This window comes from Kitasatospora purpeofusca, assembly GCF_034043715.1.
Classification (GTDB): domain Bacteria; phylum Actinomycetota; class Actinomycetes; order Streptomycetales; family Streptomycetaceae; genus Kitasatospora; species Kitasatospora purpeofusca_A.
In genome coordinates this window covers 76914-89272 of record NZ_JAXCLC010000033.1, presented here as the reverse complement: position 1 = coordinate 89272, position 12359 = coordinate 76914, and the positions used below count along the sequence as shown (strand labels likewise).

At 74.7% G+C, this 12359-nt stretch carries 14 protein-coding genes; 5 read left to right on the top strand and 9 right to left on the bottom strand.

What is annotated here, in order from left to right; all coding sequences use genetic code 11:
- Positions 1-91: 91 nt before the first annotated feature.
- The 4 genes from SM793_RS18825 to sigE all read right to left on the bottom strand — a co-directional run bounded on the left by SM793_RS18825 (position 92) and on the right by sigE (position 3371).
- Complete coding sequence (locus tag SM793_RS18825; RefSeq protein WP_320439362.1) at positions 92-766, bottom strand: hypothetical protein; 675 nt, start codon at positions 764-766, stop codon at positions 92-94.
- 274 nt (positions 767-1040) lie between these two features.
- Positions 1041-1487, bottom strand: coding sequence for a sec-independent translocase (locus tag SM793_RS18820; RefSeq protein WP_320439361.1), 447 nt, complete (start codon positions 1485-1487; stop codon positions 1041-1043).
- 139 nt (positions 1488-1626) lie between these two features.
- Complete coding sequence (locus SM793_RS18815) at positions 1627-2634, bottom strand: zf-HC2 domain-containing protein (RefSeq protein ID WP_320439360.1); 1008 nt, start codon at positions 2632-2634, stop codon at positions 1627-1629.
- A complete protein-coding gene (gene sigE / locus SM793_RS18810; protein ID WP_413815991.1) occupies positions 2631-3371 on the bottom strand; it encodes an RNA polymerase sigma factor SigE in 741 nt (246 codons plus the stop codon). The genes SM793_RS18815 and sigE overlap by 4 nt, the downstream gene beginning before the upstream one ends.
- 354 nt (positions 3372-3725) lie before the next feature.
- Here sigE and SM793_RS18805 point away from each other — a divergent pair, with 354 nt between their 5' ends.
- Positions 3726-4358: an O-methyltransferase gene (locus SM793_RS18805; protein ID WP_320439368.1), complete on the top strand. Its 633-nt coding sequence runs from the start codon at positions 3726-3728 to the stop codon at positions 4356-4358.
- A 120-nt stretch (positions 4359-4478) separates the two neighbouring features.
- Here the strand turns inward: SM793_RS18805 and SM793_RS18800 are convergent, their stop codons facing one another.
- Positions 4479-4646 (bottom strand): DUF3117 domain-containing protein, encoded by a 168-nt coding sequence (locus SM793_RS18800; RefSeq protein ID WP_078880497.1) that lies wholly within the window; start codon positions 4644-4646, stop codon positions 4479-4481.
- A 289-nt stretch (positions 4647-4935) separates the two neighbouring features.
- Here SM793_RS18800 and SM793_RS18795 point away from each other — a divergent pair, with 289 nt between their 5' ends.
- The gene (locus SM793_RS18795) at positions 4936-5736 is read left to right on the top strand and encodes an enoyl-CoA hydratase-related protein (protein WP_320439359.1); all 801 of its coding nucleotides are present in this window, start codon (positions 4936-4938) and stop codon (positions 5734-5736) included.
- A gap of 63 nt (positions 5737-5799) precedes the next feature.
- On the opposite strand, the gene SM793_RS18790 is transcribed toward SM793_RS18795, so the two are convergent.
- Together SM793_RS18790 and SM793_RS18785 are read right to left on the bottom strand one after the other, a co-directional pair.
- Positions 5800-6402 carry a DNA-3-methyladenine glycosylase I gene (locus SM793_RS18790; protein WP_320439358.1) on the bottom strand — a complete coding sequence of 201 codons (603 nt, stop codon included), beginning with the start codon at positions 6400-6402 and terminating at the stop codon, positions 5800-5802.
- On the bottom strand, positions 6399-6845 hold the full coding sequence (locus tag SM793_RS18785) for a DivIVA domain-containing protein (RefSeq protein ID WP_320439357.1): 447 nt from the start codon (positions 6843-6845) through the stop codon (positions 6399-6401). The genes SM793_RS18790 and SM793_RS18785 overlap by 4 nt, the downstream gene beginning before the upstream one ends.
- 55 nt (positions 6846-6900) lie before the next feature.
- Here SM793_RS18785 and folP point away from each other — a divergent pair, with 55 nt between their 5' ends.
- Positions 6901-7815, top strand: coding sequence for a dihydropteroate synthase (gene folP, locus SM793_RS18780; protein WP_413815990.1), 915 nt, complete (start codon positions 6901-6903; stop codon positions 7813-7815).
- A 75-nt stretch (positions 7816-7890) separates the two neighbouring features.
- Here the strand turns inward: folP and SM793_RS18775 are convergent, their stop codons facing one another.
- Together SM793_RS18775 and dapE are read right to left on the bottom strand one after the other, a co-directional pair.
- Positions 7891-8700: a TIGR00730 family Rossman fold protein gene (locus SM793_RS18775; RefSeq protein WP_320439356.1), complete on the bottom strand. Its 810-nt coding sequence runs from the start codon at positions 8698-8700 to the stop codon at positions 7891-7893.
- A 133-nt stretch (positions 8701-8833) separates the two neighbouring features.
- Complete coding sequence (gene dapE, locus SM793_RS18770; protein ID WP_320439355.1) at positions 8834-9907, bottom strand: succinyl-diaminopimelate desuccinylase; 1074 nt, start codon at positions 9905-9907, stop codon at positions 8834-8836.
- A 248-nt stretch (positions 9908-10155) separates the two neighbouring features.
- Here dapE and SM793_RS18765 point away from each other — a divergent pair, with 248 nt between their 5' ends.
- Both SM793_RS18765 and SM793_RS36460 read left to right on the top strand, forming a co-directional pair.
- A complete protein-coding gene (locus SM793_RS18765; RefSeq protein ID WP_320439354.1) occupies positions 10156-11184 on the top strand; it encodes a hypothetical protein in 1029 nt (342 codons plus the stop codon).
- Between the two features lie 303 nt (positions 11185-11487).
- Positions 11488-12273 (top strand): hypothetical protein, encoded by a 786-nt coding sequence (locus SM793_RS36460; RefSeq protein WP_413815988.1) that lies wholly within the window; start codon positions 11488-11490, stop codon positions 12271-12273.
- The last annotated feature ends 86 nt before the right edge of the window (positions 12274-12359 follow it).

Here is a 12359-nt window from a genome sequence, read left to right as displayed (position 1 = left end):
CCGACCGGGGCCCGCGGGTTCGAACCGGCGGGCCCCTGTCGTGCGCGCGGGGGGCTGTCGTGCGCGCGGGGGACTGTCGTGCGCGCGGACCCTACGGGCGGGTGTAGGCGGTGAGGTCGGGGACGGTGGCGAAGCCCGCGCCGTAGGCGCTGATGCCGCGGCCGTAGGCGCCCAGCAGGACACCGGGGGCCTCGCCGGCCAGGACCCAGCCGTACTCGGACTCGCGGTAGCGGAAGGACTGCGGCAGGCCGTTCACCGGGAGGCTGAGGGTGGACCAGCCGGGGCCGTCCAGGTCGTCGGCGAGGTCCCAGGCGAGTGCGGACTGCTGGTCCAGCCAGTCCTGGCGCAGCGCGCGGTCCAGCTGGCCCGGCCAGGTCGCGGCGAGCAGCCCTGAGCCGGCCAGCCAGGCCGCGGAGGCGGCGGAGGTGGCCTCCAGGGTGCCGGTGTTGTCGGCGCTGCGCCGGCTGTCCCGGCGGGCGACGGTGACGGCCACCGCGAACTTGCGCATGTCGCGCGGCTCGTACTGGCGGGCCGGCTCCTCGCCGTGGCCCAGGCTGCCGTAGTCGACGGCGCCGTGGACGCCGGAGCGCGGGCCGCCGAAGCCGCTCGGCAGCAGGAAGCGGCGGCCGGACCAGCCGTCGTCCAGGCCGTACCAGGGGAAGTCCGCGGACAGGTACGGCACCAGGGGGTCCGCCGGGCCTGCCTGTCCGCCGACCATGGGTCCGCCGGCCGTGGCCGTTCCCACCGCCTGACTCGTCGCGTCCATCCCCGGGGCCTCCTCAACGACGTTCGCCTGCCGTGGTGCGCTCCCATCGTGGCGCACCTCGGGGCCCCCGCCGACCGACTCGGGCCCGGACGGGACCGGAAGTGACGGACGGCACAGCGGGAACACTCAGCACAATAGCGGCGCGCACGCCGGGGCCCGCTCAGCCGTGCGGTTCGGCGGGGCGCGGAGGGCGCCCGGGAGCGACGACGCGGGCGCTCCCGACCGGGGGCGGGGGGTGGGCACGCCCGGGCGCGTCAGGTCACGTCGGGTCGCGTCAGGTCGCGTCGGGGTCGAACGGGGGGCGCTCGCCCGGCGTGAGGGGGGCGCCGGCCGTCGCGGGGGCCGGGGTGGCGGCGGGCTTGTCGAAGGAGACGCTGCCGCTGCGGCCGTGCCCGTTCACCGGGGCGGCCGGCTTGTCGTCCAGCACCGAGCGGATGTCCAGGGACTCCCGCATGTCCTTGAGGCCCAGCGGGTCCTCCTCGCCGCCCATCAGCTGCTTGCGGACGAAGGTCTTCGGGTTGAGGTCCTCGAACTCGAAGTCCTTGAACTCGGGCCCGAGTTCGCTGCGGATGTCCTCCTTCGCGGTGTCCGCGAAGGACCGGATCTTCCGGATGAACCCCATGGTGTCCTGGATCAGCTTCGGCAGCTTGTCCGGACCGAAGATCACGATGGCCATGATGGCCAGGGTCAGGACCTCCAGTGTGCCCACGTCACTGAACACCAAGGCTCCCTACGGTCGCGGGCGGATCGGACAAACGCTCCCCACAGCGTAATGGCCATCGGCTGGTCCAGGACCCCCGGTGTGATGAAGCCGTGGTGAAGACCCGCCGATGACCGCGGCCCCGAGGGTCCGGTGAGGTCTACCTGTTCTCGTGGTGCAGGCCGGCCACGCCGGAGCTCGGCGTGCGCTCGGGGAGTTCGTGCGGCGGCATCGCGCCCCGGGTGACCGCCACCGGGCGGACCGGCAGGTCCGCCGCCGGCACCTGGGCGTTCATCGGGACCATGCCGCCCCGGCCGCCGCTGCCGGCCGGACTGACCACGGTGCCGTGCTGGTCGTCGCCCGGGCCGGCCATGCCGCCGACCCCGCCGAGCGTCACCGCGGCCACCGAGAAGGCCCCGGCGGCGGCGAAGACGAAGCGCCGGCCGCGCGGCGGGACCGGCCGGACCACCGGGGCGATCGCGGCCACGGCCGCGGCCAGCGGCTGGACCGGGGCGTCCGGACGCAGGGAGCGGCGCCCGATCAGCGGGCGCAGCACCGCGCCGCCCCGGCCGAAGGCCCGCGGGTCGACCCCGGGCACGGGGGTGCCGGCGCCGAGCGCGCCGCCGCCGAAGGAGGCGCCCGCGCCCCGGCCGAAGGAGCCGCCGTTCAGCCGGCTGCCGCCGAGGGTCCCGGTGCCGGCCACGCCGCCACCGGGGAAGTCGTCGTCGTCCCGGCGCGGCCGGTCGGCGCGCGGCTGCGGCTCGTCCTCCGGGAGCGCGCCGACGGCCATCAGCCGGGCCATCAGCCCGGCGGACGGGCCGGGCGTGCCGGTCCGGGTCAGCAGGTGCTTGACCGCGCGGCCCTCGTCGGCCTCGGCGAGGCACTGCGGACAGGTCGCCAGATGGGCCTGGACGCGCTCGCGCGAGTCGTGGCCGAGTTCTCCGTCGACGAACGCGGACAGCCGCTCCCCGAGGTGGTGCTCCTCCGCGGGGTCGACCGACCGGACGGCGACGGCGCGCAGGGCCGCCTCGGCCGGCGGCGCGGGCCCGTCGGCCGCTCCCGGCCCGTCCTGGCCCCGGCGGCCCAGCGCGGGCCAGCCGGCCCGGCGGGCGGCCGTGCGGCCGGGGGTGTCCGAGTGGCCCGGCCCGGACCGACCGGTTCCGCTCACGATCGCCTCCGGCCACGCCCGCCCGGCGCGACCGGGGCCTCACCGGCGGCGGCGCCGACGGGGACCGGCCGCTCCTCGGCGCCGCCGCCCCGGCGCTCACGGCCGGGGGCCGAGCCGGGGGCGCGGTGCTTGAGCGCGGCCCGCAGGTGCGAGCGGCCGCGGTGGATACGGCTGCGGACGGTGCCGAGCTTGACGCCGAGGGTGGCGGCGATCTCCTCGTAGGAGAGGCCCTCGATGTCGCAGAGCACCACGGCGGCACGGAACTCGGGCGCCAGGGTGTCCAGGGCGTGCTGGACGTCGGCGTCGAAGTGGGTGTCGCTGAAGTGCTGGGCCGGGCTGGGCTCGCGGGAGGCGAGCCGCTCCGCCGCGTCGTCGCCGAGCGCGTCGAAGCGGATGCGCTGGCGGCGGCGGACCATGTCCAGGAAGAGATTGGTGGTGATCCGGTGCAGCCAGCCCTCGAACGTGCCGGGGGTGTAGGTGGACAGCGATCGGAAGACCCGGACGAAGACCTCCTGGGTGAGGTCCTCGGCGTCGTGCTGGTTACCGGTCAGCCGGTAGGCGAGACGGTAGACGCGCGCACTGTGCGCCTCGACGATCTCCTCCCAGCTGGGCGGAGTCCAGGTCTGCGCGTCGGGGCCCTCGGCGAAGGTCGCGAGGGCGGGGGCCTCGGCAGTGCCGGCGGGCGCCTGGGGCGCGGCGGCCGGCTGGTCCAGGGTGGAGTGCGCAGGCTGGTTCATCACGGGCTTCGGCGTACGGGCCGACGCGGTGCCGCGGGAGTGCCGCCGCACGGAGACGTCGCCCTCGGCCACACCTCCTCGGTCGGCTCTTCTGCCCAGCAGGGCCACCACCATATCCACCTCGCCCGTCAAGCCCGGATAAGAAGTGTCCGGGACCGCGTCCGGTATCCGCGGCACCGTCCGGCCCGCCGGAGCGGCTCCCGGAGGGTGTCCGGGACGCACTGTTCGCCCGGTCCCTGCTCCATCAACGGCCCGCCGCCGTACGCGGTTCCCGCCCGGCCAGTAATCTGTGGCAGGAAATATCGACATCTGCTCGGCGCCGGGCCGCCACCCGGGGCTCCGAAAGAGGCAGCCATCAGCGAGTTCGGGCCCGCGCGCGCGGCGCTCGCCGACACCTTCGTCGGCGAGGACGCGGTGCTGACCTACGCCCGGGCGCAGTCCGCGCGCACCGGGATCCGGGCGATCGGCCCGAGCGGCGGCGCCTGTCTGCGGCTGCTGGCCGCCGCCCTGGGCGCCAAGGCGGTGGCCGAGATCGGCACCGGGACGGGCGTCTCCGGGGTGTACATGCTGCGCGGGATGCGGTCGGACGGCGTACTCACCACCGTCGACTCGGAGCCGGTGCGCCAGCAGCTGGCAAGGGAGGCCTACCAGGCCGCCGGGTTCGCGGCCAACCGGTCGCGGTTCATACCGGGCCGGGCCCTGGAGGTGCTGCCGAGGCTCGCCGACGGCCAGTACGACCTGGTGTTCTGCGACGGGGACCCGGCGGAGTCCGGCCAGTACCTGGCGGAGTCGCTGCGGCTGCTGCGGCCGGGCGGGATGGTCTGCTTCGAGGGCGTGTTCCAGGAGGGCCGACTGGCCGAACCGGAACTCCAGGACCCGCGGACCAGGTCGATGCGCGACCTCGTCCGGGACGTCCGGGAGAGCGACGCCCTGCTGCCCGCGCTGCTGCCGGTGTCGGACGGGCTGCTCTGCGCCGTGAAGCGGTAGCGGCGCGCGGGACACAGCGCACGGCGCACGGTGGCGAAAACGTACCCGGGCCCGGAACGACGCGATGGTCGTACCGGGCCCGGCTGCACATCTCCAGGAGATGGCGAGCGCCTGCTGCGGTCAGCCGCAGGCCTTCTTCAGGGCCTCGCCGAGGGCGTGGGCCTCGTCGGGCGTGAGCTCCACCACGAGGCGTCCGCCGCCTTCGAGCGGAACGCGCATGATGATGCCCCGCCCCTCTTTGGTGACTTCGAGCGGGCCGTCACCCGTCCGCGGCTTCATGGCCGCCATGCTCGTTCCCCTTCCTGCAACCGCTCAGCTACGCACCGGCAGTCCGTCCACCGCCGGTATCGAACGCATTGATCGGAAGCCATTATCCCGCATGCCACGGCCTGATGACCAACATCACTCTCGGTGCAACCTCGTCCGGACCGCCGCAATCCCCCCCAATAACCGGCATAAGCCCCGGCGCGGCGCCGGTCCGCACGCCACCGGAAGGTGCGATACCTCACACTCCCCAGGCGGCCCGGGCCTCCGGCATCCTGGCAGCCCACGATCACGAGCAAGGGAGCTCTCGCCCATGTCCGATTCGGTGCTGTACGAGCTGGACGGCGGCCTGGCCGTCATCACGATCAACCGCCCCGGGGCGATGAACGCGCTGGACGTCGCGACCAAGGTGGCGCTGCGTGACACCGTGACCGCCGCCGCCGAGGACCCGGCCGTGCGCGCGGTGCTGCTGACCGGCGCGGGCGACCGGGCGTTCTGCGTCGGGCAGGACCTCAAGGAGCACCTGGGCCTGCTGAAGCGGGCCGAGGAGACCGGCGAGGGCGCGCTGCGGACGGTGGCCGAGCACTACAACCCGCTGCTGCGGGCGCTGGCCGGGATGCGCAAGCCGACGGTGGCCGCGGTCGGCGGGGTGGCGGCCGGGGCGGGCGCCTCGCTGGCCTTCGCCTGTGACTTCCGGATCGTGGCGGACACCGCGGGATTCAACACCGCGTTCGCCGGGATCGCGCTGACCGCCGACTCCGGGGCCTCCTGGACCCTGCCCCGGCTGGTCGGCCACGCGCGGGCGACCGAGCTGCTAATGCTGCCGCGCACCGTGAAGGCGGCCGAGGCGATGGAGCTGGGCCTGGCCACCAAGGTCGTGCCGGCCGCCGAACTGGCCGCCACCGCCCGGGTGTTCGCCAAGGAGCTGGCCGAGGGCCCGACGGTGGCGTACGGCGCGATCAAGGAGTCCCTGGCGTACGGCGCCTCGCACTCGCTGAGCGAACTGCTCGACAAGGAGGACGAGCTGCAGACCCTGGCCGGCGAGAGCGAGGACCACCGGATCGCGGTCCGCGCCTTCATCGCCAAGGAGAAGCCGGCCTACCTGGGCCGGTAGCCCCGGCCGGGCCCCGCACGCGCCCCGGTCCGGGTCCGGTCCGGACCCGGTCCCAGGTCCGGCTCAGACCCGGCCCGGGCCTGCGGGCGCGGTGCGGACGTGGCAGTCGGCGAGGTGGTCGTCCACCAGCCCGCAGGCCTGCATCAGCGCGTACGCGGTGGTCGGGCCGACGAACCGGAAGCCGGCCTTCTTGAGGGTCTTGGCGAGCGCCGTCGACTCGGGCGTGACGGCCGGCACCTCGTCCAGGGTGCGGGGCGCCGGCCGGTCCTGGTCCCCGGCGAACCCCCAGATCAGCGCGTCCAGTCCGCCGTCGAGCTCGCGGGCGACCCGGGCGTTGGCGATCGAGGCCTCGATCTTGGCCCGGTTGCGGATGATGCCGGTGTCCGCGAGCAGCCGCTCGACGTCGGCGGGGCCGAACTCGGCGACCTCGGCGATCGAGAAGCCGGCGAAGGCGGCCCGGAAGCCCTCGCGGCGGCGCAGGATGGTGATCCAGGACAGGCCGGACTGGAACGCCTCCAGGCAGACCCGCTCGAACAGGGCGTCGTCGCCGCGCACCGGGCGGCCCCACTCGGTGTCGTGGTAGATCCGGTAGTCGTCCGCCGAATCGCCCCAGGCGCAGCGGCGCAGCCCGTCCGCCCCCAGGACGGCGCCGGTGGTGGCGCTCACCGCTCGCCGTCCGGCACGGCGTCCTCGGGGCCGCCGGCCGAGGGGGCCGCGGCGGACTTGGTGAGGGCGACGGCGGGCTCGACGACCAGGGCGAATTCCTCCAGGCCGGGCAGCGGTTCGGCACCGGGCTCGGGACGGTCGGCCGCCTCGACGGCGCCGTGGACCGCGGCCAGCGCCTCCAGCTCGGCGATCCGGGCGTCCCGGTGCGCGAGTTCGGCGCCCAGCCGGTCGAGGACGTCGTCCACCTCGTCCATCCGGTAGCCGCGCAGGGCCATCGGCAGGCGCAGCGCGTCCACGTCGGCCCGGCCCAGCGGGCGGTCCTGCGGCAGCCGGGCGGAGATCCGGTCCTGCACGGCCTCGGGCATCGAACCGCCGCCGCCCAGCGCCACCAGCGCGGCGCCGCCGACCACTACGGCCATGGCCACCACGATCACCCAGAACACGAGCGGTCCTCCCGATTCTCCGGCCGGCCCCGACAGGAGTGGGATCATGGTCCCGATGGGCCGGGGGGCCATCATCGCACCCGCAGCAGCTGTGGAGGAGACATCGGTGGCACTGCGCCTGGGACCACGGGAATTCGGCGACGACGAGCTTGTGATCATGGCGATCGTCAACCGCACACCGGACTCGTTCTTCGACAAGGGGTCGACTTTCGCCGACGAGGCCGCGTTCGAGGCCGCCGACCGCGCGATGGCGCAGGGTGCGGCGATCCTCGACATCGGCGGGGTGAAGGCCGGGCCGGGTGACGAGGTGACCGTCGAGGAGGAGCTGCGCCGCACGGTGCCGTTCGTGGCGGAGCTGCGCGAGCGCCACCCCGGGGCCGTGATCAGTGTGGACACCTGGCGGCACGAGGTCGGCGAGGCGGTCTGCGAGGTCGGCGCCGACCTGCTGAACGACGCCTGGGGCGGGGTGGACCCGCGGCTGGCCGAGGTGGCCGCCCGCCACGACGTCGGGCTGGTCTGCACGCACGCGGGCGGCGCGGAGCCGCGCACCCGGCCGCACCGGGCCGGCTACCAGGACGTGATGGCGGACATCCTGCGGGTCACCGTCGGGCTGGCCGAGCGGGCGGTGGAGCTGGGTGTGCGGCGGGACGCGGTGCTGATCGACCCGGGGCACGACTTCGGGAAGAACACCCGGCACTCGCTGGAGGCGACCCGGCGGCTGCCGGAGATGACCGCGACCGGCTTCCCGGTGCTGGTGTCGCTGTCGAACAAGGACTTCGTCGGCGAGACCCTGGACCGGCCGGTGGACGAGCGGCTGCTCGGCACCCTGGCGACCACGGCGGTCTCCGCCTGGCTGGGCGCCCAGGTGTACCGGGTGCACCAGGTGGCGGAGACCCGGCAGGTGCTCGACATGGTCGCCTCGATCCGCGGCACCCGCCCGCCGGCCGTGGCCCGCCGGGGGCTGGCGTAGCGGCCTCCGGGGGCCCCGCCGGGGACCTGTCGGGGGTCCGGGGGCCGGGGAGGGGATCCGGGGCCCTTCCGGGTCCTAGATCTCGTTCACGGGCCGGCGGGCGTCGACGAGGATCTTCATGACCTCGTCGATGTCGTCGGTCACGTGGAAGAGCTCCAGGTCGTGCGGGGCGGCCTTGCCCTGGGCGACCAGGGTGTCCCGCAGCCAGTCGACCAGTCCGCCCCAGTACGCGCTGCCGAAGAGGATCACCGGGAAGCGGGTGACCTTCTTCGTCTGCACCAGGGTGAGCGCCTCGAACAGCTCGTCCAGGGTGCCGAGGCCGCCGGGCAGGACGACGAAGCCCTGCGAGTACTTCACGAACATCGTCTTGCGGACGAAGAAGTAACGGAAGTTCAGCCCGAGGTCGACGAACTCGTTGAGCCCCTGCTCGAAGGGCAGCTCGATGCCGAGCCCGACGCTGAGCCCGCCGGCGTCCGAGGCGCCCCGGTTGGCCGCCTCCATCGCGCCCGGGCCGCCACCGGTGATCACCGCGAAGCCGGCCTCGACCAGGGCCCGGCCGATCGCGACGCCCGCGGCGTACTCGGGTGAGTCGACCGGGGTCCGCGCGGAGCCGAAGACACTGATCGCGGGCGGGAGTTCGGCGAGCGCACCGAAACCCTCGACGAATTCCGAGGTGATGCGCAGGACCCGCCAGGGGTCGGTGTGCAGCCAGTCGGTCGGGCCGGTGGTGTCCAGCAGCCGCTGGTCCGTGGTGCTCTCGCCGACCTGGTCCCGGCGCACCAGCACCGGGCCCTTCTGCTTCTCGGGCCACGCCTTCTTCGGGCGCGGCCCGCCCACCTGCTCAGGACCGTGGCCGTAGTGCTTTTCGTCTCCAGTGCCTGTCATGACGAAACCCTACGCCCCGGCCACCCCTTTTTCAGGCAACGGTGGAAGGTCGGTTGGGCAACCGGAAGATGGCGTTCGACCGATGGTCGGACGGTCGGACCGGCCGCGGGACCGGTCCGGCCGTCCGCCGGGTTCAGGCCGTCAGCCAGGCGCGCAGCCGCTCCTCGGTCTCGGCGATCGCGCTCAACGAGCAGTGCTCGTCCCGCTTGTGCGCCATGTTCGGGTCGCCCGGGCCGTAGTTGACCGCCGGGACGCCGAGCGCGCTGAACCGGGCCACGTCGGTCCAGCCGAACTTGGCGCGGGCGGTGCCGCCGGTGGCGGCGAGGAAGGCCCGGGCGGCCGGCTGGTCGAGTCCGGGCAGCGCGCCCGGGGCGAAGTCGGTGACGGTGACCTCGAAGCCGTCGAAGACCTCGCGCACGTGCTTCTCGGCCCCGGCCTCGTCGCGGTCCGGCGCGAAGCGGAAGTTGACCGTCACCACGCACTCGTCGGGGATCACGTTGCCGGCCACGCCGCCGTCGATCCGCACCGCGTTGAGGCCCTCGTGGTACTCCAGGCCGTCGATGTCGACCTTGCGCGCCCGGTACTCGGAGAGCCGCCGCAGCACCTCGCCGGCGTGGTGGATGGCGTTGTCGCCGAGCCAGCTGCGGGCCGAGTGGGCCCGGACGCCGGTGAGCCGGACCTGGGCGCGCAGGGTGCCCTGGCAACCGCCCTCGACGACCGCCCCGCTGGGCTCCATGAGCACCGCGAAGTCGGCGGCCAGCCAGTCCGGGTGGACCTGGGCGAGGTGGCCGAGGCCGTTGCGGTGGGCCTCCACCTCCTCGCAGTCGTAGAAGACGAAGGTGAGGTCCCGGTTGGGCTCGGGCAGGGTGGCCGCGAGCCGGAGCTGGACGGCGACGCCGGACTTCATGTCCGAGGTGCCGCAGCCGAAGAGCAGGTCGCCCTCGACCCAGGAGGGCACGTTGTCGGCGATCGGCACGGTGTCGATGTGGCCGGCGAGCAGGACGCGTTCGGCGCGGCCGAGGTTCGTGCGGGCGACGACGTTGTTGCCGTAGCGGTCGACGGTCAGGTGCGGGAGGGCCCGCAGGGCGTCCTCCACGGCGTCGGCGAGCGCCTGCTCGTCGCCGCTGACGGAGGGGAAGTCGACCAGCTGGGCGGTCAGCGCGCCGCCGTCGAGGGTGAGGTCAAGGGGCGTCTTCGAGCTGCTCATGGTCGTCCAGCGTAGTCCCGTCCGCGCTCCCGCCCTCGATCCCGTCCGCGACCCCGGCTCGCCCCCGGGCGCGCTCCCGGACAGATGCCGGACGGATCCGGGCGGATGCCGGACAGGTGCCGGGCGGATCCGGGCCGTGGCCGGTCCGTGACGGCTTCGGTGCCGTCCGGAGGCAACCGTCGACGGCCGCACACCCGTCCGAGTGGGTACGGTGTCGGTTTCGGAGTGCTCGGTGGAGAGGGGCGGCGGTGGCCAGGCGGAAGAGCGGCGGCGGGGACGGGGACGCGGCTGCGCCGCGGCGCCGCAGGCCGGTGCGCGCGGTGCTGATCGTGCTGCTGGTGCTGGCCGTGGTCGCGGTGGGGCTGTACTGGCTGCGCGACCAGAAGCTGCTGACCCCCGAGGGCTGCTCGGTGAAGACCCCGGCCGGCGAGGGGACGCTGGAGGTCCCGCAGGCCGCCAACGCCGCGACCATCGCCGCCGTCGCGCACGCCCGCGGCCTGCCGGACCGGGCGGTGACCATCTCGCTGGCCACCGCGATGCAGGAGTCCAAGATCCGCAACCTGGCCGGCGGCGACCGGGACTCGGTCGGCCTGTTCCAGCAGCGGCCCTCGCAGGGCTGGGGCACCGTGCAGCAGATCATGGACCCGGTCTACGCGACCAACAAGTTCCTGGACGGCCTGGTGAAGGTGCCCGGGTACACCCGGCTGCCGCTGACCGACGCGGCCCAGCAGGTGCAGAAGAGCGGCTACCCGCAGGCCTACGCCAAGCACGAGACCAAGGCCACCCTGCTGGCCTCGGCCCTGACCGGCCGGGAGGCGGCCGCGCTGAACTGCGTGGTGCGCGACTTCGCCGCGCCGGACACCGACGAGGAGGAGTCCTCGCCGGCCCCGGCCGGGGCCGCGCCGGCCGCCGACGCGACGGCGGCGGCCCGCCCGGACCGGGCGCAGGTGCTGAGCGACCGGGTGCGCCGCGAGTTCGGCCGGACGGTGACCCCGGCGACCGGCTACACCTCCACGGTGAAGGGCGCCGAGAACGCCGTCTCGCTGACCCCGGACCCGACCGCGTCCACCGACTCCGGGCCGGAGGCCGAACGGCAGAACGGCTGGGCGGTGGCCCACTGGGCGGTGGCCCAGGCACAGCGGCTGGGCATCGAGACCGTCGCCTACGACGGCCGGATCTGGCGGAAGGCCAAGTCCGAGGACGGCTGGAAGCCGCAGCCGACCGGGACGTCGACCAAGCTGGTGCTGGTCTCGCTGGCGGCCCCCGCGAAGAGCTGAGACCGGGGGTCCTGGCGGCTGACGCACTGATGTCCGGGTTGCCGCCGTACGAGTGATTCGCGTCAACGCAGGTGGACAGACGCACGGCCGGGCCCGGCGGCGCGCAGAACCGTCACTCCCCTTGGCCCGTCGCGTGCCCGCACCCCCGGCACGGCTCCGGGAGCGGCCTCCCATGCGGTCATACCGTCAGATGGTCGGTACGACGTTTTCCTTGCACCGGCCGAAACCTTCTGGCTTCTCAAGCGGTAACACCGTTGTCCGCCCGGCGGACGGAACGGACCCAGACCCCTTTCGAGGAGCCCCATGTCTCACCCCCTCACACGCCGGATCGCCCAGGCCGCGCTGCTCGTGGCGGCCGGCGCGACCCCGCTGGTCGCGGCCGGCTCCGCGTCCGCCGCCGACGCCCTGCTGCCGAAGAGCGACCTGGCCGCCCCGCTGGGCCAGCTGACCAACACCGACACGGGTTCCACCCTGCAGCACACCACCCACGAGCTGGGCCAGGCCGCCGGGAGCACCGGCGCCGCGACCGTGGCCGCGGGTGTGCCCGCCACCGCCGACGCCACCGGCAACATCGTCGCCCAGCAGCTCCCCGAGGCGAACGAGAAGGCCGGCTCGCTGACCGCCCCGGTGGACCAGACCGCCGCCACCACCGGCCAGCTCTCGGGCGTCGCCCCGAAGGTCGCCAAGACCCTGGCCGGGAAGCTCGGCGAGGCCGTCACCGGCCACGCCGCCGGCCCGCAGCGCAGCGCGCAGAGCGGGGCGAACCCGGTCGGCGGGCTCTCCCAGGCCGGTGCGGTCGCCAACGCCGTCCCGGGCGCGGGCGGGCTGACCCAGGCCGTCCCCAGCACCAACGCCGTCACCGACGCGCTGCCGCTCGGCGCCGTCGGCCGCGCCGTCCCCGGCGGCCTGGCCTCCGGCCTGCCCGGCGCCGACGTGCTCGGCCTGGCCGAGCACGGCTCGGCCAACCGCCTGGGCGGCGCCGACCTCGGCCCGAACAGCCCGCTGAACGGCCTCGGCGGCCTGACCGGCGCGCTCGGTCCGATCGGCGGCCTGCTGGGCGGCGTCAACGGCGGCGGCCTCGGCCTCTAGCCCTCCCCCGCCGCGGCTCCCGTACCCCTCGGGTCGGGCGGCACCCCGGTACGACGACGGCGAAGGGGCCGGTGTTCCATCTCGGA